The 21,940-nt window shown below is 40.9% G+C and carries 20 protein-coding genes; 2 read left to right on the top strand and 18 right to left on the bottom strand.

Annotated elements, in window-relative coordinates; translation table 11 throughout:
• Nucleotides 1-73: 73 nt before the first annotated feature.
• From E4K67_RS24015 to E4K67_RS24005, 3 genes are all read right to left on the bottom strand, one after another.
• Nucleotides 74-859 (bottom strand): RsiV family protein, encoded by a 786-nt coding sequence (locus tag E4K67_RS24015; RefSeq protein WP_243454608.1) that lies wholly within the window; start codon nucleotides 857-859, stop codon nucleotides 74-76.
• A gap of 122 nt (nucleotides 860-981) precedes the next feature.
• Nucleotides 982-1,356 (bottom strand): cytidine deaminase family protein, encoded by a 375-nt coding sequence (locus tag E4K67_RS24010; protein ID WP_135551551.1) that lies wholly within the window; start codon nucleotides 1,354-1,356, stop codon nucleotides 982-984.
• 144 nt (nucleotides 1,357-1,500) lie between these two features.
• Nucleotides 1,501-2,004, bottom strand: coding sequence for an RrF2 family transcriptional regulator (locus tag E4K67_RS24005; RefSeq protein WP_135551400.1), 504 nt, complete (start codon nucleotides 2,002-2,004; stop codon nucleotides 1,501-1,503).
• Nucleotides 2,005-2,214: 210 nt separating this feature from the next.
• Between E4K67_RS24005 and E4K67_RS24000 the strand changes: the two genes are divergently transcribed.
• Entirely contained in the window at nucleotides 2,215-2,589 is a 375-nt protein-coding gene (locus E4K67_RS24000; RefSeq protein WP_135551398.1) for a pyridoxamine 5'-phosphate oxidase family protein, read from the top strand.
• A 216-nt stretch (nucleotides 2,590-2,805) separates the two neighbouring features.
• Here the strand turns inward: E4K67_RS24000 and ppsA are convergent, their stop codons facing one another.
• From ppsA to E4K67_RS23970, 6 genes are all read right to left on the bottom strand, one after another.
• A complete protein-coding gene (ppsA, locus tag E4K67_RS23995; protein WP_135551396.1) occupies nucleotides 2,806-5,484 on the bottom strand; it encodes a phosphoenolpyruvate synthase in 2,679 nt (892 codons plus the stop codon).
• A 508-nt stretch (nucleotides 5,485-5,992) separates the two neighbouring features.
• Nucleotides 5,993-8,062 carry a fructose-1,6-bisphosphatase gene (locus E4K67_RS23990; RefSeq protein WP_135551394.1) on the bottom strand — a complete coding sequence of 690 codons (2,070 nt, stop codon included), beginning with the start codon at nucleotides 8,060-8,062 and terminating at the stop codon, nucleotides 5,993-5,995.
• Nucleotides 8,063-8,571: 509 nt separating this feature from the next.
• Nucleotides 8,572-8,883 carry a zinc-ribbon domain containing protein gene (locus E4K67_RS23985; RefSeq protein WP_135551393.1) on the bottom strand — a complete coding sequence of 104 codons (312 nt, stop codon included), beginning with the start codon at nucleotides 8,881-8,883 and terminating at the stop codon, nucleotides 8,572-8,574.
• A 297-nt stretch (nucleotides 8,884-9,180) separates the two neighbouring features.
• The gene (locus E4K67_RS23980; RefSeq protein WP_135551391.1) at nucleotides 9,181-10,680 is read right to left on the bottom strand and encodes a hypothetical protein; all 1,500 of its coding nucleotides are present in this window, start codon (nucleotides 10,678-10,680) and stop codon (nucleotides 9,181-9,183) included.
• 138 nt (nucleotides 10,681-10,818) lie between these two features.
• Entirely contained in the window at nucleotides 10,819-11,157 is a 339-nt protein-coding gene (locus tag E4K67_RS23975; protein ID WP_135551389.1) for a P-II family nitrogen regulator, read from the bottom strand.
• 43 nt (nucleotides 11,158-11,200) lie between these two features.
• Nucleotides 11,201-12,490, bottom strand: coding sequence for an ammonium transporter (locus E4K67_RS23970; RefSeq protein ID WP_135551549.1), 1,290 nt, complete (start codon nucleotides 12,488-12,490; stop codon nucleotides 11,201-11,203).
• A 689-nt stretch (nucleotides 12,491-13,179) separates the two neighbouring features.
• On the opposite strand from E4K67_RS23970, the gene E4K67_RS23965 reads away from it, so the two are divergent.
• Nucleotides 13,180-13,452, top strand: coding sequence for a hypothetical protein (locus E4K67_RS23965; RefSeq protein WP_135551387.1), 273 nt, complete (start codon nucleotides 13,180-13,182; stop codon nucleotides 13,450-13,452).
• A gap of 132 nt (nucleotides 13,453-13,584) precedes the next feature.
• Here E4K67_RS23965 and E4K67_RS23960 read toward each other — a convergent pair whose 3' ends face one another.
• The 9 genes from E4K67_RS23960 to E4K67_RS23920 all read right to left on the bottom strand — a co-directional run.
• Entirely contained in the window at nucleotides 13,585-14,064 is a 480-nt protein-coding gene (locus E4K67_RS23960; protein ID WP_135551385.1) for a hypothetical protein, read from the bottom strand.
• A 169-nt stretch (nucleotides 14,065-14,233) separates the two neighbouring features.
• Complete coding sequence (locus tag E4K67_RS23955; protein ID WP_135551383.1) at nucleotides 14,234-14,950, bottom strand: response regulator transcription factor; 717 nt, start codon at nucleotides 14,948-14,950, stop codon at nucleotides 14,234-14,236.
• A complete protein-coding gene (locus tag E4K67_RS23950) occupies nucleotides 14,947-16,377 on the bottom strand; it encodes a sensor histidine kinase (RefSeq protein ID WP_135551381.1) in 1,431 nt (476 codons plus the stop codon). The genes E4K67_RS23955 and E4K67_RS23950 overlap by 4 nt, the downstream gene beginning before the upstream one ends.
• A 234-nt stretch (nucleotides 16,378-16,611) precedes the next feature.
• The gene (locus E4K67_RS23945) at nucleotides 16,612-17,628 is read right to left on the bottom strand and encodes a glycosyltransferase family 2 protein (RefSeq protein ID WP_135551380.1); all 1,017 of its coding nucleotides are present in this window, start codon (nucleotides 17,626-17,628) and stop codon (nucleotides 16,612-16,614) included.
• Between the two features lie 13 nt (nucleotides 17,629-17,641).
• Nucleotides 17,642-18,598 carry a lysylphosphatidylglycerol synthase domain-containing protein gene (locus tag E4K67_RS23940; protein WP_135551378.1) on the bottom strand — a complete coding sequence of 319 codons (957 nt, stop codon included), beginning with the start codon at nucleotides 18,596-18,598 and terminating at the stop codon, nucleotides 17,642-17,644.
• Nucleotides 18,599-18,637: 39 nt separating this feature from the next.
• On the bottom strand, nucleotides 18,638-19,660 hold the full coding sequence (locus tag E4K67_RS23935) for a glycosyltransferase family 2 protein (RefSeq protein ID WP_420841585.1): 1,023 nt from the start codon (nucleotides 19,658-19,660) through the stop codon (nucleotides 18,638-18,640).
• A 59-nt stretch (nucleotides 19,661-19,719) separates the two neighbouring features.
• On the bottom strand, nucleotides 19,720-20,883 hold the full coding sequence (glf, locus tag E4K67_RS23930; protein ID WP_135551376.1) for a UDP-galactopyranose mutase: 1,164 nt from the start codon (nucleotides 20,881-20,883) through the stop codon (nucleotides 19,720-19,722).
• 38 nt (nucleotides 20,884-20,921) lie between these two features.
• Nucleotides 20,922-21,356: a hypothetical protein gene (locus tag E4K67_RS23925; RefSeq protein WP_206752228.1), complete on the bottom strand. Its 435-nt coding sequence runs from the start codon at nucleotides 21,354-21,356 to the stop codon at nucleotides 20,922-20,924.
• 116 nt (nucleotides 21,357-21,472) lie between these two features.
• On the bottom strand, nucleotides 21,473-21,940 hold a 468-nt coding region (locus tag E4K67_RS23920), incomplete at its 5' end, for a glycosyltransferase (protein ID WP_274594910.1).

The following is a 21,940-nucleotide window of genomic DNA, read 5'->3' as shown; positions in this document are numbered from 1 at the left end:
GAATTATACATCTTAAAATTTAAGGCATATAGTATATTATTGCAGAGGTTGTATTATAAAATATCTACAACTCTCAGAACAATCGTATTTTTGATGTTGCTATTTTTAATTTGTCCTTTATTAAATCTAGTGGTATTTCGAACTTAAATGTTCCGGCAGCACCAGCCCCCAATGAGTATTTGGGGTAAAAAATGACAAGGGACTTATCTGTTAGGTAAAAATTTTCAGGTTTGAACTCCTTCTTAATTGTAGCTTGGCCGTCTTTACTGTAAGCATCATCGAATGTATATCTATTATTTCCTTCAGCTTTTTCTTTGTTAATACTTTTAGCTACCTCACCAAATATCAGGTTTAAGTATTCATCAGTTCTAATATTAAAAACATCAGCCAGAGTAAGCTTTTCTCCAGTGTTCAAGTCGAATACATCGCCATAAAGTGTCGGATTAGAAACCCCTCCTGCCCAGGAGTTACCGTCACCTGATATAGAAAGAATATCTCCGACTTGAACTTCTACACGATAATCAGCTTTAAGATAAAAATTATTTTGCGAATTAGGAATGTTGAAATAATCGTTATATTCTTTACCGAAAAAATCCGTTTTTTCTTTTAAATCGTAATATTTGTTTATAGCATCAATACCTTTATAAGTCCCAGTTAACTGTACAAAATTCAAATCATAATCAATCGTTGCATTATAACTATTGGCAATGCTTTTTTCAACCGCTCTCTTTTCAATAGCTAACTTAAAGTTATTGCTTATCTCACCCGGCGAGCTTGAACTTGGAGTGCTACTACAACCCATCGCAATAGCAATAAGCAGCAACGCGACAAGAAAGAAGCCTCTAGAGTTTCTCAACATGTTCAACCAAATTCCCCTCCATCGTAAAAATATTTCCATTTATAGTGACTTCTTCAAAACCCAATTCCTTAAACAAGTATTCTATTCGTTTCTTAGATCCATTTTTATCTAAGAAATGTACTCTACTTCCACCTGTATGGAAGTAAATCATCAATTTTAACCACTTTGTCTTTAAGCATAACTTCACAAAGCCTATTTTCTTCATGTATTTGGTTGATGAATTCTCTACATCTTCCACAAGGTGGAACAATACCATCGCTCGAACTAACTGCTACTAATTTTGCAATTCTATTTTCTCCAGCCGTAATCATAGCCGCAATTGCTGCATGTTCTGCGCAAAAACCCATAGAGCATGGGGTATCAATACAAACACCTTTATATAAGTTTCCTTTATCCGTTAACAATGCAGCAGCAACTGAACCCGCATACGAACTCTTTGAAAGTTCACGTGGATTCAATGTATCCTTTGCTATATTATATAATTCATTAAAATCCATAGATACTTCTCCTTCATAAAAAAATGATTTTCCTGATTCGCTAAATCCTACTAATTCGTCACGCATAAGAAATGCGTTCAGTTACTCTTACCAATATTTCAACAACTTTCTCATTTGATGTGGCAATTTTATGCTTCTTAAATTTTATCGCGATTTAGTATTATTGAACCATTCAATCGTTGCTTTTCCATGCTCTTCAGGAATCTTGTTACTAACTTGTTCATAAAGCCATCCTAAAGTCTTATTGTTCAAATACTGTCTCATCTGGTCTTCTGCTTCTACCATTACAACTTTTATCAAGCAAGGACATTTAGTATATGTATCAGGTAAATTATTTTTATCTAACAATATTTCATTTTGTCTAATCTCTGCACATTGAAATAATGGAGTTGTCCCTTCTATTGCTTCAACTATATTCCAAAAGGTTATGCTTTCTGGAATACGTGCTAACTCATATCCTCCATTAACACCTGAAATTGACTTCACAATCCCGGCTTTCCTTAATTTTGTATATACTTTTGATAAATAAGTTTCTGAAACTCCCTGAAATGTCGCTAAATCTTTAATTCCAACAGTCTTTCCTGATGGAATATCTACCATATACAATAAACAATGTAATGCATACTCTACTCCTATGGAAAATTGCAAAACAATCTACCTCCTAAATAATAAAGTTCCCACAAATTTAATTATTTTGTCGATATAATAATCCAATAGTAGATAATAACTATCTTTAATATATATTGACTTTTTTATAAAGTCAATATATATTAAAGATAGACAATGCATATCGGCGATATATTTTATACCTTATTAAGATTTGTATTGTTAATTAAATTTTTAGGGGGAAATATACAAATGCTTACAGAAAAGTTTTTTGATGTACTAAAAAAGGAAGGTGTAGTTTCAATAGTGTCATGGGGGATAGATGAACCGCATGTGGTTAATACTTGGAACTCATATTTAGAGGTAACATCTGATGAAAGAATTTTAATTCCTGCATATGCAATGCGTAGAACAGAAAAAAATGTAAATCAAAATAATAAAGTAAAGATCGCTTTGGGTAGTAAAGAAGTTTTGGGTTATAAAGATTACCAGGGAACAGGCTTCGTGATTGAAGGTACTGCAAAATACCTTGAGTCAGGTTCAGAATTCGATATGATGAAAGAAAAGTTCTCTTTTTTAACTAGAGTGTTAGAGATAACAGTTATATCAGCAAAGCAAATGCTTTAAATGTTGTTTTCTGGTGTTATATTTTCTTAAATCACTCTCCTCGCTGATTTTCAACAATATTTAGCAAGGAGAGTGATTTATTATGCAATCAAGCAAGACTTGTCAATTGGTCGAACAGTATCTCGGGTATCTAAACGTTATAAAGGGACGCTCAGTAAATACTATTAAAAATACATTGTTTAACCAATAGTGGAGGAAGATAACCTCTTCCCCACTTTATAGGATTTCTACATACCCTTCTGTTCCATGCACGCGAATTCGTTGCCCCTCTTTTATCAGTTTGGTGGCATTTTCCACTCCGACAACTGCTGGTAAGCCATATTCACGTGCGATAACTGCTCCATGGGTCATCAGTCCACCAACTTCGGTGACGAGGCCTTTTATGGATACAAACAATGTTGTCCAGCTAGGGTCAGTAAAGGAGGTGACTAATATATCTCCATCTTCTAGATCAGCATCTTCCATGTTTAAGATGACACGTGCTCGTCCCTCTATGACTCCGGAAGAAACAGGTAGCCCTACAAGCGCATCGCTTGGGAGATTTTCTCGTTTGTACGCACCTGTAATGATTTCACCATCAGACATGATAACACGTGGGGGAGTTAGTTTTTCATATAATTTGTGCTCGTCTTTTCGAAGGCAAATGATCTCGTAATCCAGTTTATTTGTGCGTACGACTTCGCCAAATTCTTCAAAAGTGAGGTAGTAACTATCTTCTTTTTCATGAATGACGCCCTCTTGTACAAGTTGTTCAGCTTCTTTCAGTAAAGCCTGCTTATAAACGAAGTATCGATTAACAATGCCGTATTTTGGATATTCACGATAACCGATGAAATTGCGGATTAGGTCAATCATTCGTTTTGCCTCGACGGCTTTTTGTTCACCATCCGGTAATTGCTTCAATTGATATAATAACTCTTGTTCTTTTTTCAAAGCTTCCAGTCGCCCTTGCTCAAATTTCCGATTGCTAGCATTAGGCTCATGGTTTTTGATGTTACTGAGAATCATGGGGACAAGTGTAATTGGTTTTTCGCTCCAACGAGTTTTAGTAATATCGATTTCTCCGGCACAGCGCATTCCGTATTTGTTGAGATAAGCATAGATAGCGTCTTGGATAACACGCCCACCATCAAACTTAACCAGTTCAGCCAAAAAGTTATCATCTTTTGCATGTTGTAAATAATCAATTACTTCCGGATAAGGACGAATCACATCTGCGACATCCAATAACTCCAGACCCATTTCCGAAGTAATATTGTTTGGTACCGATTGAGAAAGCGTGTCTGCTACGTTTTTTTCACCTAACCACTTGTTCATATTTTCATTGATCCAGACGCTAGCATCTATAGCAGCCATAAACACGCTAAAACTATGTGGGTCAAATAAGATCTTCTTTAATATCTGGATATCTTCCAGAATAAAATCAAATAAATCCGATCCTGATTTCGTTTGGATGGTTTGTTTTAACTCTTCTATCGATGTTTGGCTACTCTTAATTAATTCAGTAACGATTGTCGGATCATTTTCGATTTGTGTTTGAGAATCCGCAGACGACACACTTTTATTGCTTTTACCAGAACTCTGTTCTTTCTTATCATTTGGTAACGATTTTATAAAATCTCCTCGCTCTACAATGGTCATGAGTGCGTCTTTCATGAGCGGATCATGCTCTCCCATGTTATTTAATAACGTTTTTCTGCTGTCAGGGGAAGCCAGCATATGTGTAACATCAACAAACAACCTTCCACCAGCTTTAAACCTGGGTCCAAAAGATGTTAGCTGAAATATTGACAATCCCAATGGTTTTAAGGGATCGGTCATCATTTGTTGATGACCGACAGATACGTAAACGTGATTTTCTTCATCGTTCGCTTCAGGGATGGGGTATAAAGTAGTGATTGGCCGACTCTGGACAACGAAAAATGAAAGGGGACACACCTCCTTCGGGTGACAGGTCTCTAAGGTCGGAGGAATGTCCCCAATTGATGTATCATCAACCAAACACCATTCAATATCTTGTGGGTAACCAAAATAAGCTTCGATCTGTCTTCCTAGGCGTGCTAGTTGTAAAATTTGTTGATCAGTAAGTGTTTGAGTCTTTTGCTGATCAGGATCGATCTGCTGTGTCTCTGTTCCGCCTTCTTTTAGTCCATAGATAGCCAATTTTTTGATTCCTATGATCTTATCGACGATTTCCTCTTCCTGTACTTTATAACAATCGGCAGATACCAAGCCAGAGACCAGTGCTTCTCCAAGTCCAAAACTGGCATCGATTGTTAGCTGCTTTCGGTTAGAAGTAATCGGATCTGCGGTAAATATAATCCCTGAAGCTTGTGGGAAAACCATCCTTTGCACGATAACGGATAAATAAACTTGGCTGTGGTCAAATCTGTTTTGCATTCGGTAGATTACCGCACGATCCGTAAATAGGGAAGCCCAACATTTGCTGATATGCTTTAGGATTGCCTCTTTTCCAATGATATTCAAATACGTATCCTGCTGGCCTGCAAAGGAGGCCGTCGGTAAATCCTCTGCAGTTGCGCTGGATCGGACTGCATAGGCATTTTTTTCATCATACCTGGAGAGGCGGCGGGTGATCTCTTCAATAATGTCTTGAGGGATGGCTATCCCTTCGATGACCCTACGAATCTCACCGCTAAGTTCACTGATTTTATCCCGGTCTTCCACCTTTAACAGGGATAACCGATCAAGTAATTCGTTAATTGACGGCGTTTCCCCAATAATTCTTTTAAAGGCTTCAGTAGAAATACAAAAGCCATCCGGTACGCGTATTCCATCAATCTTGCAAAGTTCCCCCAGGTTCGCGCCCTTACCCCCAACAACCATGAGTTTTGTTTTGTCAATATCCTGAAAACCAAGCACAAAGGAACTCATGAATTTCCCTCCTCTAAGGCCTTTTTACTGCATTTAGTTTTTGTTTCTGGAATCATATTAATTCCTTACGATTCCAGAATAATACCCCTCCAGCAAATCGCATTAACGTGCTATTGCATTATAGCAGTAGCAAATGGGAAGAAATAGTCTATTCTTACAATTTTTTATATGTTATAATTAAAGCAAGAAGGATTCGATTTACTAAGATGTAAACCTTAAAGATACTAACATGATGCCAAGGCACATCCTTTTATAAGCAAATGAAAACACTTATTTCAGCAAAAAGCATCCTCGTCCCAGTTGGATGAGGGTGCTTTTTGCAACCGTATCATAGAAGTAAATTCAACTGAACAGCCTAATGGCAACATTTTTGCGGCTAGATTCATTAAACTTTGCCCTTAAAGTATCTTACATAGTAAATATTTTTTATTTGGTCTGCTCCACCCATCTAATCTTTTGATTTCATCAAAATAGCGCTTTTGCACGGAATTACACTTCGCTCAGCGCACTACTGCTCTTTCACCGACCCATCGCGATACGCTTCCAAAAGACTCTTCAACGTGACGATATCCGCTTTGAGCCCCACCCCTATATCCGTGTCACCCACCAACATGCGAGCTTGGTTTTTCTCGATGAATACGCTGGTTGGCAATATATCCAAGTCCTCACGAATGGCACGCTCTCTGGATTCGAAGGGCTTGTGGGACACTAAATGCATCCCCTGGGAATTGAAGATGAGAGTGTAACCGGCAATACCCGTCTCTTTCTGATAGGCTTTAGCAAACCCCCCATCGATGGTGATCAGCTTGCCGTTGGCTCTGATTGGCTCCTCACCCGCAGTGACCTTAACAGGTACATGACCATTTATGATGTGACTGGTGGTTGCATTCAGTCCAAATTCACCCATAATACGCACACATACTGACTCGTCGTCGCGCAATGCATAATAGAAGTTTTTCACTTCTTTGTGGGTCTCTTTTTCAGCGATAAAATACCGCTCGAAGGTAGCCATTTTACTCTTGCCGAACAAGGGGGAATTCTCACCGCACCATAAGTACCACACCACATCTAGGGCCTGTGCCTTCTCCTGAGAATCTTGGGCATAATAAGCCTTTCTGACCATTTCGTCAAATCCATCCAACAGCACCTTGCCCCTGAGCAGTCGACCACACAACTCAAACTCCTGAAAATCGCCCTCCGCCGTCAGAGGTATACACGCGTGATAGAGTAGGTTGCCGTTGTAGACCTTGTAAATGCTGCCTTGGTCAATCAAAAACCGCGCATGCTTTTGCAGATCCGAGGAATGTTGAAAAGATGCCTTGAGCTTGTCCACCACATTCTGTTCATCCTTCGTCAGCTCATAGGGCTGCTCTGGATCTACCGTCGGGAAATCACCATCGATCAGCTTATACACCTGACCGTTGAGGGTGATCGTACCCGCCTGGAAGTCGATCCGATGCAGGAACTGACGATGAGCCAGTTGAAGTTCTGGGCGCCGCATAATCAATTGTCCTTCCAATTTCATCTGGATCACCGCGATGGCTTTTTGCATCCGAGACAACAAATCCAGATCCTTTTCCCGCAAATTAGTCTGTTTGACTTTTACTTGAAATGTCGGTGCGTATTCCCCCTGATAATGGTCGAGCGCGAGGCGCATTAAGGGAGTGAGATTCAAGCCATAACCTTCCTCAATCGTCTCCAGATTCGCATAGCGTAGCGACACTCGCAGCGCGTCTGCCATACACACCTCCGAACCGCAGGCAGCGCCAATCCAAAGCACATCGTGATTGCCCCATTGGATGTCCACCGAATGATGCCTTCTGAGGGTATCCATCACTTGATGCGCCCCATAACCGCGGTCGTAAATATCGCCAACAATGTGCAGATGATCCACCACCAACTTGCGGATCAGCTCCGCAAGTACAACGATAAAATCATCGGTGCGGTCAATCGCGAGTATGCTGTCGACAATTCCTTGATAGTAACCCTGTTTCATGACGCTATGTTCATTTTCGTGCAAAAGTTCCTCGATAATGTACTGAAAATGCTGAGGTATTGCTTTTCTCACCTTGGAGTGTGTATATTTATAAGCAGATTGCCTGCATAACCGGATCAGACGTACCATAACAATCTCGTACCATTCCAGCAACGCCGGGTCCTTCGAATTCTGCGCAGCGTGCTCCCCTAGTTCATCTTCAGCGAAATGCGCTAGCGCGCTTTTTTGCAGGGCGATTTTCTCCTGGGGGTAGTAAACCAGGGTCGCTAATTCCTTTTTCTGCGCATCTGTCAAGGTATCGCCAAACGTATCGTCGATCTTGCGCTTGACAACCCCAGAGGCGTTTCGCATCACATGGTCAAAGGCCTCGTGCTCACCATGAATATCGGCCATAAAATGCTCGGTGCCTTTAGGCAAATTAATGATGGCGCTGAAATTGACAATCTCCGAACTCACAGCGTCCACCGTCGGATATTGTTTAGCAAGTAGTTTCAAGTAGTTTAAATCATACAATATTGGTTCACCTCCATACTTGTAGTAATTGTCCTGTTTTCCCTTCACAAAACTCTCCACTTCAACCATATTGCAACTGCCTTACATGTAATTCAATTCTAGAAACTTATCCTTGTAGACAACTATATTCCACATTAACGGCAAAACATAGCGAAAAATAAATAATGGTTGAAAAGTCTCAACATCGCCCTTGATAGATTGTAAAACATCCATTGGAGCAATTTACAGCTTAGTCCTGATCGGTTAATTGACTGCGTATCGTTTCCTAGTTGAACTGTCTAGTGCATCACAGATATCTTTTCTCCCATATTTATCCACGTCGAATAAATATGTCCGTGCAGGCATGTCTTTTGCAAGTGAATTTAATCAATTTAAAAATCGCTACACCATAAATGTACAACAAATAAGCCTACCATCACTAGTAGGCTTATTTGTTATACATTTATGCATATGACACCGAATCCGCATCATGCCATTCAAGAAGGCAGCGGGATGTGACCCTAAACTTCATAAGTATAGGGATAAGAAACTACTACTAGAGCCCCTCCCAGGCATAGGCCTGAGAAAGTTGTGAACAATTAATAATTGTTGCGCGTTGGGGGTACATAGCATTCGCGGCAATAAACAGGCCTACTTTCAGACGGTTGGAAAGGAACCGTGGTTTCTTTTCCGCAAGTAGCGCAAACTGCTGGGAACATTTGACGTTCTTGACGCGCATAGACACCACCGCCTCCTTGTTTTCCATTTTTTGCTTTTCTAGCTGCACGACACTCAGGACAACGTCCGGGTTCGTTGGTGAACCCTTTTTGTGCAAAAAGCTCTTGTTCAGAGACTGTAAATTCGAAATCCTTTTCACAATCTTTACAATTTAACACTTTGTCATTAAACATTTTAAGAAAACCTCCATGAATATATTACCCGTGCACCATGGCAAGTTCACAACTTCCTAAAGTCTGAGAAGAAGGTTTGCGTGAATTCACTAGTTTCAACGAGAGGGTTTTAAGTATAACTCGAATGAAGGAAAATGACAAATATACAATAATTATAGGACGCCCCATCATCTCAAGCTCTGTGGTAACGCCAAATTTAAGCGCATCATGCAGGCCATCGAGATCGGTACACATGAGAGTCGATAAGCCCGGGCATCAAGGACGGTTGCCCCGGCAAGTACCTGCCATTTCCAATTATTATTTTTTGCAGGTATAACGAGTAAAATTAAACTCATTCGAATAATTTTGTTTTAGAACACCCTGTAAGAAATATTTATTGGTTATATTACTGTTTGCTAAAAGCTCGACCTTAAATCTTTCAAATAATTCTATGAACATAATCTCGTTTCTGTCAAATTCGATAATCGCATCATGTATCTTTCTTAGCAATTCTATTGAAATTTTGATGCCACTTGGCAGTATGCGCTTTCCTCTATCGCATAATATCGTTAGATCCGTCAATCTTACATCAATCGCTCTGTTGTTCTTGGGGAGATAAACATCACCAAACAACCCGCGCACGTAATTGCGAAAACGGATTGCTTCATAATTGTCATATAGTTTGATTCCGTCAGGATAATACTTTTCCAGAACGGCATAGTACATTCGGGAAAGGTTTATTTTTTTCTTTAGGAATACTTTTCCTGACAGGTGATAATCGGCCAAAACTAATCTTTGAGCATCGTCAAAAACTATTGGTAGGGCTAAATTATCAATCATATCGGTGATTAGATCGTCGAGCGATTCACAATCGAGTATTTCGGGCAATCCTTTTTTGTAGTCTATCAGTTGCTCATACCATTTTCCATCGCCAATAATGAACCCATTAAGTTGGTCAGACCAATGTGCGGCAGAGCAGTTGTTTAATTTTAGGCAATAGGTGAATATATCGGATAAATCGCTTAAACGTTCATTTATATCCTCAATAGAGAGATAACAGGTATTTTTGCTAAAGGCATAAAGAATATAGTGAGGCATGATCCTCGAAATATAACGATCAAAGCGGGTTTGGAATTTTTTCCCGATCATACGTACTCCTTCATGGGTGAGGCCATAATGGGTACTTGTTTCTTCGAGCGTAGCTCCCCTTGCACGTTTTCTAATTATGTCTTTATCTCTAGTTCTTTTGAACAAGCTGTGGAGCTCATTTATCAAGGTAGCTAACTTATCTTCACTTAACCATTGAAGGAGCTTAAATAATTCAATACTGTCCGTTTCGTCTAGAGTCATGGTTAATAAGCGCCCTAGATCTCGCACATAGACTATTTTGGTTCGTTCAAACAGTTCCCAAAGCCTATTTGTTCCATCTCCCGGGCGAGACGCCAAGGTCAATGGAATAATTCTTGCATCATAATTATTGGAGTCTAAGGCCTCAAAGAGTCGCTTGTACTTTTCTTTAGTTTGTTTGGCATTCTCATAGGTTTGATTATAAGAACTTAAAATAGTTAGAATATCAACAAGCCCTTTGCGGTTTTTGGAATACCAGATACAAAGCTCCTCTCCCAATTCTTCTTTGCTTTCAAGAAGTTTGTTGGAAATCACGGAATCAAGGCCATTTTCTTTATCAAATTCAGCAATTGAAAGTGACAATAACCAACTAAAGGCAGCTGCTTTATCGGGTTTTTCAAGGCACACATCAAACATTTCCTCTCCCAGAATAGTTATTATCTGGGCTTTAGTTTCGAGATCGAGAACCATAAACAATCCCTCCAAAACCATTTAAAAAACACAAAGAGAGCCCTTAATTTTGTCTAATTAAGGGCTCTCTAAAACACTTTTCCGCTCCAAACCATCAATAGATTTGGTGCCCGGTTATGAAATTGTGCTCACTCTGAGCTAGATGGCGTGTTCACCTTGCTCGTTGGTACGGATGCGTACCACCTCTTCCACGTTCTGAACAAATATTTTACCATCCCCAACCTGGCCGGTGCGCGCAACCCTAACGATAATCTCGATAACTTCTTGCGCTTTTTCGTCAGTTGTTATGATTTCAAGTTTGATTTTAGGCAATAAATGAGTTACGACTTCTTGCCCCCGGTAAATTTGGGTATGCCCTTTTTGTCGGCCAAAGCCGAGAACATGAGTGACGGTAATGCCCAAGATTCCAGCAACTGCCAAAGTATCTTTTATTTCATCTAACTTACCAGGTCTGATAATTGCTTCAATCTTTTTCATAGAAGATCCCCCTCTCTTTATTTACACACATTGTTTATCCATTTTATAATTCGACCCCAGAAGGAGCCTTCATTTCAAATCCAGCATAGGCTTCCATACCATGTTCTCCAATATCCAGACCGATAATTTCTTCTTCCGCGCTTACCCGGAGGCCAATAGTCGCTTTAATAATTCCGAACAGAATGAGAGCGGTACCCGCTGTCCAGACAAAAACTGCTGCTATGCCAATGAGCTGGGTGATGAGCAAGGAGATTCCTCCACCATACAGCACTCCGCCGTCTACTGCGAAAAAGCCGACCATGGCAGTTCCAAAAGCACCGCAGACACCGTGGACAGAGATCGCTCCGACTGGGTCATCAATTCTAAGCACATTGTCGATAAACGATACGGAGAGGACAACCAGGATTCCGGCGAGTGCGCCAATTGCTGCAGATCCAGCCGCACTGACAGCGTTACAACCAGCGGTGATAGCCACTAGCCCTGCCAGTGCACCGTTTAAGGTAAGCGATACATCCGGCTTTTTATATTTCATCCAAGTAAAGAACATAGTCATTGTTGCGCCAGCTGCAGCAGCCAGGTTAGTATTTACCGCAATCTTAGCGATGTCAGGACTGGTGCCCGATAAGGTACTGCCAGGATTAAAACCGAACCAACCAAACCAAAGAATGAATACACCCAGAGCACCGAGAGTAATATTATGACCGGGGATGGCGCTTGCCTTCCCGTCTTTACTATACTTGCCAAGGCGCGGTCCAATTAATAAGGCGCCGATGAGAGCTGCCCAGCCGCCGACGGAGTGTACCACTGTTGAACCAGCAAAATCAATCATGCCACGTTGTTGTAACCAGCCACCGCCCCATATCCAGTGACCGACTACAGGGTATATCAAAGCGCTAATCACGATACTGTAAATGATGTAGGAGATGAATTTTGTTCTCTCAGCCATTGCTCCAGAAACAATGGTTGCTGCAGTCGCTGCAAAGACTGTTTGGAAAAGCAGGAATGCCCATATGGGAATGGATAACCCTAAATGATCAAAATTTCCTGAAGTTCCAAAACCTGTAGTACCGAATAATCCGGCATAATCCACACCAAACATAATGGCGAATCCTAAGACCCAGTAGATTAAAGAACCTACTGCAAAGTCCATTAAGTTCTTCATAATAATGTTGCCGGCGTTTTTAGCACGGGTAAATCCCGTTTCCACCATGGCAAAACCTGCTTGCATAAAGAAAACCAGAAAACCAGTAATTAAGACCCAAATTGTGTCAATAGCAACTGCATTGCTTTCGACGGTAGGTCCATCGGCCAAGGCTACTGCAGGGATGGCCATCAGTAAAAGTGTAATAACTCCGAGTAATGATGTTTTAGTTAAAAGTCCTTTGTTCAAATTAATTTTCATTAGGTTTATCTCCTTCCTCTGTTTGGATAGATTTGATTTTAGATGTGGTTATGGTTTGGCGGTTTACCAAGTTGATTGAACTATTTCTCCTTCCCAATAACTACAAAAAGCGCAAGGGTATCTCTACCCAAGCGCCATTGCTTGTATGAAAAAAGGCGCTCTCGAATAAAATTCGAGAGCGCCTTTGCTCATTACGGTTATTATACGGAGTATTTATCAAAACGTCCAGTTAGTTTTTACAAAAACATTGTATACATGATGATATTCCTAATTCCAGTGTGAATGTCAGGGGTGACTTCCTCCGGGGGTTTTGGGGGTTGAGTTTGTACGGGGGGACACTAAGTAAAGGAGTAGAATTAACCCTGGAAGTAAGATGACTGAGAGAGTTTTGACATAGGTAGTTTCCCCCGTATTGTTTTTACTCATATTATGGCTAATCAAAAAGCAGATTGAAAATAGAATTTTTCGGATTCAGGTTGGCAATATTTCACAAAAACCTTCCGATAACATATAATAACATCGTGTGTGTTTAGTTTTACGAACACTTTACAAACCGATAATTTAGGTTTAACACTTTTTTGATAGAATGAGTAAAACATGAGCGAATTAAGGAGGTTCTTATGTATTGGCATTTCCGTTCTGAACTATCAAAGTTAGGTCAGGAAATTGAGCAACTATGGGCACCAGAACTGCGTGGTGCTAGTGATGAGGCAACATTCTTTGCCGCCAAAGGAAAGGTCCTGGATATTTTAAACGTGTTATACGGTGAAAAATCCAGAGAGTTCCGAGTGGTCAAACTGACCAGTTCACCTGCAACTGTCGTTAAAGTCGTAAATCATATACTGGGCAGATCTGACATGAACTCACCCAGTTCTAAGGTTGTCAACCTGTAATTATTAGACCAACAATTAGAAGCAGGCATAAGCAAAAAGAAGATGAGAGGAAAATCACCTCTTATCTTCTTTACAAATAGGGATTAATAGCATAACTCCCCCATGAGATACCTACATTTTTAAACGAAGGCGTTACTTATTGAGTAAAGGCCCCAGGTTCACGATAAGATTTCGATCGTTTTCCGGCAAACGAAGGCTCTCAAAATAATCAACTGAATAGTGACTCTCAGACACAGGTTCTACTATTTGCGTATGCAGTATGACTGTACTGATAGCTATTGCAGTCATAATCCGATGCCATACTAACCAATGTTTACCTAATTTTCTCCTTAACAGACATGTTGCTATTAATGCTATAATGGCAAACATGCTGATAAATCCCAGTACATAGCCGATAATTGGGGTTGTACTTACCACATGAAATGAAAACACCATATGTATCAATCCTGCTACGAATAAAACACAACCTGCTGGTTTATGTATATTCATTAGCCACCTATCAACAGATTTTATACCAACCCGTTTGGTAACAAATTTCGCTACTACAATAAATAACGCACATATTGCAATCTTTACTGAAAGCATGTTGATTAACATAATTAAATAACTCATTTGTTTCCTCCAATTCTTTCAACTGCATTAGTTAACTTTTACAATACCAAGTTTACAACATGCTTCTAAATAATCAGATTATAAAATCTAAACAATTCCTAAACTATCTTTGCGTAAAAAAAACCATGCAGACGTTAAGCCTCTGCATGGTTTTAAAGAATTCTATACTCTATGCATTTAATCGATACCCAGCTCCCCAAACTGTTTCTATGATTTTGGGATTACCAGGGTCTTCCTCAATCTTTTCTCGGATACGATTAATATGTACCATCACAGTTGCACTGTCACTCACATAATCATATCCCCATATTTTTACAAAAAGCTGTTCCTTTGAAAAAACAATATCAGGGTTCATAGCAAGAAACCTCAGTAGTTCAAACTCTCGATTTGGAAATTTGATTTCCTGTTCACCACGATAAGCTTTATAGCTCAATGTCATTATCTTTAGATTCCCGATCTGAATTGTCCCCTGCTGTGCTAGTGTATCCAGCACCGGCTTTTTCTTCAAGCCACCACCGGCTAATCGTTCATATCTGCTTAAGTGGGATTTTACTCTTGCCACCAATTCCGCCGGATCAAATGGTTTTGCAATATAGTCATCTGCCCCAAGACCTAATCCACGTATCTTATCAATAGATTCTGCTTTTGCCGTCACCATCAAGATAGGAACATCTATTTTGTCACGTATTTCCCGACAGATATCATACCCACTGCTGCCCGGCAACATCAAGTCCAATAATATTAAATCATATTCTCCTGCCAGTACCGCGTCTACTACCTTACAGCCATCCTGAATTAGTTCTGTTTCATATCCGCTGATTTCTAGGTAATCTTTTTCCAGCATAGCTATTTCATTGTCATCTTCTACAATTAGAATCTTGCTCACTGCACTCCCTCCGTTACCTTCGGTAAAGATATTATTATTTTCAGTCCATTATCATTCTCTGCTGTGATGATTCCGTCATATGCTTCTACAATATATTTTGCAATATATAAGCCAAGACCATTTCCCTCACTGTTTTTCTTACTCCTCGACTCGTCTCCTCTATAGAACTGTTCAAATAAGTGCGGAAGTTTATCTGGATCCACACCACCTCCATTATCAGAAACCACGATTACCTCTCGATAATTCTCCTGGGTAAGTGAAATCTTAATCTCCAAAGAGCCTGTATTTGCATATTTTAAGCTGTTCTCAACTAGATTCGTTAATACCCGTTGCATTTGTTCTATATCGATAGATGCCCTATGAATTTTTCCTGATGTATCAAAGGAAATACTTGCACCTTTTGTCTCTAAATCATTTTTGCATCCTTCTACAAACTTCCTGATAAATTCGAATAAGTCAGTCACTTGTAGATAGAATGGCATGTTTCCGGTTTCCATTTTTGAAAAGTAGAACAAACGCTGCAACAGGACATCCATTTCACAAGCCTTAGCATAAGCAATGTCCAGATATTGATTTTGTTTTTCCGGAGTATTAGCGATTCCATCTTTTATACCTTTAATATAGCCTTTTACAGAAGTAAGCGGTGTGCGTAAATCATGTGAAATACCTGATACCATATCCGTTCTCGCCTTCTCGTAGGTGGCATTTTTTTTCTGTTCCTCGAATAAATAGCTCTGCATATGATTAAAGGAAGTACATAATGTCACAAATTCATCCTCTCCTGCATAAACAATCGGATTTTCCAGGTTTTCTTCTTCAATTCGTTTTGCGGCATCCATCAGCTGATCGATAGGTTTCATAATACGTTCTACAAGGTTCTTGGTAAATAACTGACTAATTCCTAAAATAACCAAAATAGCTGCCAAACCGATTAGAATAAATTGAATAATAAATCTTTCAAAACTTGTACCAAGCCACTCGATTTCATGCTCGGCGTTATGTACTGCTACTATATTATATTCATGATCGTCTATTACAATAGATTTTGCGACGACAGTCAACGAATCCCGATAATACACGCTTGCCTGGTCTCCCGCTAAATCAGTTACTTTCATAAAATCCGTCGTTTCTTCTTCATCATCAGGCTCAAAATTCGAGTATTTTTTTTCATCATCTACCGTCACAAATAATTGGTAATTGTATGATGACAAACTCTTACTAAATGTTTCATAATCAAGCACGATTGCAGATGATTGTTCAAACAAGCTTTGGACCTCGAACACATTTTCATCCAGCTTCGCCTTGGCAATCTCTGTATTGATATTTTCATTAAAATTAACCAAGGCTGCAGTGATGACAAGTAAGGTAACCAACGAAACCAAAACCATTACTGTATTAGAAATGAAAATTCTGTTTTTTATTTTCATACTAACCTCTCTTCCACAACACAAAGGGTTTACTACGATTGATTGTTCCCTGGCATTGATTCAATAATACCTGATATCATAAGCACAAACAATGCTACCATCCAAAAGGATGAACACAAAACGATAGGGTAAGAGCGGAGCTGGACAATTATGAGGGATTAATACTAGGAATCGTGATCGACGGTACACGCAATCATACGATAAAAATGATTCTTACTACTTGGTAAGCTTATTTTAACTGAACTTATAGATGTGTTTGATAAGCTTAAGGCCAAGAGATATAAGGCGTGGGCTGATTTTCTGCCCGAACCTTATGCCTGAATTGAGAAAGCTCCGTCGCAGTACAGCATACAGCTTTTCATCCTTTTGCTTTATAAAGTCCCAAAGCTCGTCTGCCTTGCAGCTAAGCTTTTCGTCCCCTGCGATATAGATATGAGTGACGGTGATGGCGATCATCATTGAAAGATAGAAAATCATGTAGCGTCTAAGCTTCTCGCATTCAATGGCCTTGAAAAGATCGTAGGCCTCAATCATCAGGCGCGTCACTTTAAGCTGCTGGTCAATCTGCTTGATCATGACCTGGGTGTTGACGGATTGCCCGGGCCGACCAATGAGATAGTGATATGGAGAACAGTCCAGATAAACTAAGCTCTTCACATAGGGCAGAGGTAGATAGGCGACAAGGTTGTCTACATAAAAGGTGTGTTCCGGCAGCTTGAGGCCGCACTGTCGCAGCAAATCCGTCCGGTAAAACAAGGAGTGCATGAGCATTAGCTGGTCGAAGCGAAAACTATGCATATTGTCCCATGTAATAACCTTGCCTTGTGGAAAAACATTACTGAAGCGCATGACTTTATGCTTACCGTTATAGGAATATTCGTAGACATAGTTCGTGATCAGCAGGTCTATAGAGCCAATGCCGCGCAGCAACGAAAGCACGGACATGTAGTCGGCAGTATCCAGCCAGTCGTCGCTGTCGACAACCTTGAAATACGTACCCGTGGCCACCTCCAGTCCGCGGTTGACTGCCGAGCCATGGCCTCCGTTCTCTTTCTGCTCGAGGCGGACAATTCCGGGAAAGTTTCTGCAGTATTCGCGGGCGATTTCCGCCGTACTGTCTGTAGAACCATCATCCACAACAATAACCTCTACCTCTTGCCCGCCCTTGACTACAGTGTCCAGGCAGTGGCGAAGATAGTCCTGCGAATTATAGGACGGTATAACAATTGATAAAAGTTTGATAGTTTTCATCTCCAGATTATCTTCATTTTGTGCGTTTTATTTTCAGAGACTTCGTGTCCTTCTGACGGTTCGTGTGCCACAGGTTCCCGAGCGCTTCTCCGTATTGTCCATGTAGGGATCTAATGTAGAGGTAACCTCCAAGGGGCAGGAGTGCAGCATATTGTATCAGGTGCAACAGCAAGCTCGCTGACAGTGCCGTAGTCGGATCAATTCCCAGACCCCCAAGGGCCAGAATTGTCCCGTATTGAAAAAGGCCGATGGCGCCAGGCGTGGCCGGTATAAAATTAATAATATTAGTGGCGGCAAATACGGCAAGTGACAGGCGAATGGACGCCACCCATGGGAAGCCGAAGGCGACAAGGCCAATCCAGGTCGATACAAGCAGGATAACCCATGAAAGAAGCACCCAATTCATCATTTTCACGGTGTCAACATTTAAATATTCACTGAGATAGCTGCGCAGCGGCGAATGAAAAAAGATGAGAATCACGAACACTATAAACGCGGCAATACAGAGAAAGGTAAGAATCCACAATGCATTTAACAGATTTTGGTCCTTAAATCCGGCAAAGGGAACTGCGGCGATTGAGAGAATCATAATTGCCGCGAAATCTGCGATGGCCGGAATAACCAGCAGGTTTGTTATCTTTATGGCACTGTATCCCTTCGGAAAAAAAGCCGCCCGCAACCCCTCTCCGACGTGGAACGGCAAAACCATGTTAGCAGCATGCCCTATACCCACGATTTGAAGAGCTGTCATTCTGTCCATGTCCCGGTCAATACCCCGTGAATAGGCAAGTCCACGAATATAGTTGGCATACACAAAGATAGCCACGGAAACCAGCGCAAGGCCCCAATTGATGTCAGCCTGGAAAAGCACGTTCACATGCAGCCCTTTGAGCGCCTCAATCGAGTAATAAATAATGACGGCGGTCATGATTATACCTATAAACAGTTTTAGTTTTGTTTTAGTGGACATTCATTTGCTCCCTTGGTCCAAGATTCTGTTGAATGTACCTTAATTAAATTTATAGACTTTGCGTGCTAGGTTATATAAGCTGATGGTAATTTTATTGCCGGAACTTCCGGGCAGGTTGGCAACTATCCTCAAGAACCGGATACTTGCATGCCGGTACAGGCCGTTGTCACAACTTGCGAGGAAGGACCAAAGCTCCTTTTCCTTCCTATTATCTTCCTTTGTGCCGGAAATCCTTAAGAATACGGTGCAAATTATCATCATCATCGCTAAATAGCTCAGCATATAGTTGGACAGCTTTTTGCTGGATATGCTCCCAGGGAGATGGTGACATCCTATCATGATGCGCGTTACCAAGAGTTGCTGGTCAATTCTTTTAAGCATGACACTTTCATTGACAGATTGGTCTTCCCGCCCGATAAAATAATGGTAAAGATCCACATCTAGATAGTAGATAGTTTTCACTGAAGGCAGTGGCTGGTAAACAAAAATATTGTCAACATAAAAGGTATGCTTTGGCAATTTAAGGCCACATTCGTGCAACAGTTGTGTTCTGTAAATCAGCGAATGCATCAGAAGATATTTCCAGGGGGGAAACTTCCTCATGTCATCCCAACCGAACATCTGATTGTGGGGAAAGACATTGCTATAATTAATGACGCGCCTAGTCCCTTCCAGTAGCTTTTCATAGATATAGTTGCAGACCAACATATCAGGAGCAGAGTTGCCACCCACGAACGTTCTAAGTGTGTGCAGCACTTCAATCATACCTGGCCCATCGAGCCAGTCGTCTGAATCGACCACTTTAAAATAAAGACCGGTAGCGTTTTTTAGGCCGGTATTGACCGCTTCGCCATGTCCTCCGTTATCTTGATGGATCACCCGTACTATATCAGGGTATTGCAAGGCATATTGATCGGCAATTTCTTGGGTGTCGTCGGTAGAGCCATCATTGACAATAATAACTTCCACATCATTTCCACACGGAAGAAGAGAATCGATGCAGCGTTCCATATAAGCCGCTGAATTGTAGCAGGGTACGGTAAATGTAATTATTTTCAACATAAGCTCCCTTTCTGCAGCTTTAAGTCTGCATAAAAAATAAAATAAGAACACCAAACTCATTACTTTATTAAGGTGTCAGCAAGCTCCAAGGCCGTCTTAACTATGGCGTCCATGTTGTAGTATTTGTACTCCGCAAGCCTGCCCAGTAAGTGAACTTGGGGAAATTCGTCGCTAAGCTTCCGGTATCGCTCATAAAGGGTGGTATTTTCAGGGTTTTGGATTGGGTAATAGGGGGTCTCGCTGTCGGCGCCCGTATAGGCCCGTGGATATTCTTTGACGATGGTAGTTCGTCCGTCCAGAGCTTGTCCCGTAAGGTGTTTGAATTCGGTGATACGGGTATATTCTTGGTCAACAGGATAATTCACAGTCCCCGTGGACTGGTACGAGGTGATATTGTGAGTTTCAAAGACAAAATCCAAAGTCCGGTACGGCAGACGTCCGTAGCGGCAGTCAAACAGTTCGTCTGTCGGTCCTGAGTATATTACGGTGCCGTTGAACGGGGAACCGTCAAAAAACACTTTCCCGGATTCCAGCCGGAGTAGCCTACGCGCATCGGAATTAAGCTGGAGCTCTATATTGGGGTGATTTAACATGTGCTCGAAGAGCGACGTATAGGTCTGGGCAGGGATACCCTGATAAGTGTCCTGAAAGTAGCGGTTATCATAAGAGATAACGACAGGGACACGTGCGGTAACCAAAGCATCAATTTCGTCGGGAGCCAGGCCCCATTGCTTTTGCGTGTAATATAAAAATATGTTGTTGTATATGAAATCCGCAAGGTCCGCAAGTTCTGTATCGGGCTGTCGACGCAGATCCAAGATGGGTACCTTGCTTGCGAGGCCATAGATGGCGATCAGCTTTTGCTCTATACGCGTTGCTTTGGAAGACTCAAAGGCCAAATGGAGCGAATTAAGATTAAAAGGAATAGGTATTAGCTTTCCGTGTATGTTACCCACTACCTCGTGTGAGTAATTTCGCCATTGTGTGAACCGAGAGAGATAATCGAAGACCCTTTTGTTGTCCGTATGAAAGATATGGGGGCCAAATTGATGGACTAAAATTCCGCTCTCACTGAGGAGATCATAAGCATTTCCGCCTATATGGTCGCTCATCTCCAGGACAAGCACTTTTTTACCTGCCCGTTCCGCCAGTTCACGCGCTATAACTGTGCCTGCCATGCCGCAACCGACGACAAGACATTCATACATTTCTCTTTTTTTCATGTTTCTGTACCCTACCTTCAAAATTCTAAGCTATCACTTCAGTAGTTGTACCAAACCACTATGTTATATTCATGATCGTCTACTACAATAGATTTTCCTACGCTAGTCAACGAATCCCTATAATACACGCTTGCATGGTCTCCCGCTGAGTCGCTTTCTTTTATATAATTCGTTATTTCCTTTTCATCATGCCCAAGGTTCGAGTATTTTGTATCTTTATCTACCATCCCAAATAATTGGTAATTGTATGTTGACAGACTCTTACTAAATGTTTCATAATCAAGTACGATTTCAGTTGATTGTTCAAATAAGCTTTGGACCTCAAACACATTTTCGTCCAGCTTCGCCTTGGCAATCTCTGTATTGATATTTTCATTTGAATTAACCAAGGCTCCACTGATTGCAAGTAATGTAACCAACGAAACCAAAACCATTACTGTATTAGAAATGAAAATTCTGTTTCTTATTTTCATACTAACCTCTCTTCCCACAACACAAAGGGTTTACTACGATTGATCGTTCCCTGTCATTGATTCAATAGTAGCTGATATCATAAGCACAAACAATGCTACCTTCCAAAAAAAATTGACTATCCGATTTTTTGCTCATTTCTACTATTCATTGTTAATTGCAGCATAGCCTCAACTGCCCGTTCCGTTGAGTGACCTGGTATAGCGACGGCCGCTTTCTCTCGGATTTTCTCCATTTCTTTTGGATTGCTCAAAAAACGTTTTAGAATCCATTCCAGTTCTTCTTCTGTGCCTGCAACCTGCCCTGCACCTAAACGTTCTACAAAACGCGCATTTTCTTCTTCTTGACCTGGTATGGCCTTATAGATAACCAGCGGCAAGTGCTTCGTTAGTGCCTCGGAAACTGTTAAACCTCCGGCCTTAGTAATGATCAAGTCGGAGACGGACATTAGTTCCTCTACGTTATGAACGTAACTTAACCGTACCATGGGGTTAAGTGATTGCTCGATAACCTCTCCTAAAGAATGATAAAGTCTTGTATTTTTACCACAAACAACAATAGTCTGGACTGGTTCAGGAGAATCTGC

This window comes from Desulfosporosinus fructosivorans (assembly GCF_004766045.1).
GTDB lineage: Bacteria > Bacillota > Desulfitobacteriia > Desulfitobacteriales > Desulfitobacteriaceae > Desulfosporosinus > Desulfosporosinus fructosivorans.
This window is presented reverse-complemented; position numbering and strand designations above follow the sequence as displayed.

Excerpts from the sequence above, each read along its gene's own strand:
- E4K67_RS23990 (WP_135551394.1), bottom strand. The coding sequence starts at position 8,062 with ATGGTTGAAGTGGAGAGTTTTGTGAAGGGAAAACAGGACAATTACTAC.
- ppsA (WP_135551396.1), bottom strand. The coding sequence starts at position 5,484 with ATGAGTTCCTTTGTGCTTGGTTTTCAGGATATTGACAAAACAAAACTC.
- E4K67_RS24010 (WP_135551551.1), bottom strand. The coding sequence starts at position 1,356 with ATGGATTTTAATGAATTATATAATATAGCAAAGGATACATTGAATCCA.
- E4K67_RS23950 (WP_135551381.1), bottom strand. The coding sequence starts at position 16,377 with ATGAAAATAAAAAACAGAATTTTCATTTCTAATACAGTAATGGTTTTG.
- E4K67_RS24015 (WP_243454608.1), bottom strand. The coding sequence starts at position 859 with ATGTTGAGAAACTCTAGAGGCTTCTTTCTTGTCGCGTTGCTGCTTATT.
- E4K67_RS23970 (WP_135551549.1), bottom strand. The coding sequence starts at position 12,490 with ATGGCCATCCCTGCAGTAGCCTTGGCCGATGGACCTACCGTCGAAAGC.
- E4K67_RS23980 (WP_135551391.1), bottom strand. The coding sequence starts at position 10,680 with ATGGTTCTCGATCTCGAAACTAAAGCCCAGATAATAACTATTCTGGGA.
- E4K67_RS24000 (WP_135551398.1), top strand. The coding sequence starts at position 2,215 with ATGCTTACAGAAAAGTTTTTTGATGTACTAAAAAAGGAAGGTGTAGTT.
- E4K67_RS23935 (WP_420841585.1), bottom strand. The coding sequence starts at position 19,660 with ATGTTGAAAATAATTACATTTACCGTACCCTGCTACAATTCAGCGGCT.
- E4K67_RS23940 (WP_135551378.1), bottom strand. The coding sequence starts at position 18,598 with ATGTCCACTAAAACAAAACTAAAACTGTTTATAGGTATAATCATGACC.
- E4K67_RS23965 (WP_135551387.1), top strand. The coding sequence starts at position 13,180 with ATGTATTGGCATTTCCGTTCTGAACTATCAAAGTTAGGTCAGGAAATT.
- glf (WP_135551376.1), bottom strand. The coding sequence starts at position 20,883 with ATGAAAAAAAGAGAAATGTATGAATGTCTTGTCGTCGGTTGCGGCATG.
- E4K67_RS23925 (WP_206752228.1), bottom strand. The coding sequence starts at position 21,356 with ATGAAAATAAGAAACAGAATTTTCATTTCTAATACAGTAATGGTTTTG.
- E4K67_RS23960 (WP_135551385.1), bottom strand. The coding sequence starts at position 14,064 with ATGAGTTATTTAATTATGTTAATCAACATGCTTTCAGTAAAGATTGCA.
- E4K67_RS23985 (WP_135551393.1), bottom strand. The coding sequence starts at position 8,883 with ATGTTTAATGACAAAGTGTTAAATTGTAAAGATTGTGAAAAGGATTTC.
- E4K67_RS23975 (WP_135551389.1), bottom strand. The coding sequence starts at position 11,157 with ATGAAAAAGATTGAAGCAATTATCAGACCTGGTAAGTTAGATGAAATA.
- E4K67_RS23945 (WP_135551380.1), bottom strand. The coding sequence starts at position 17,628 with ATGAAAACTATCAAACTTTTATCAATTGTTATACCGTCCTATAATTCG.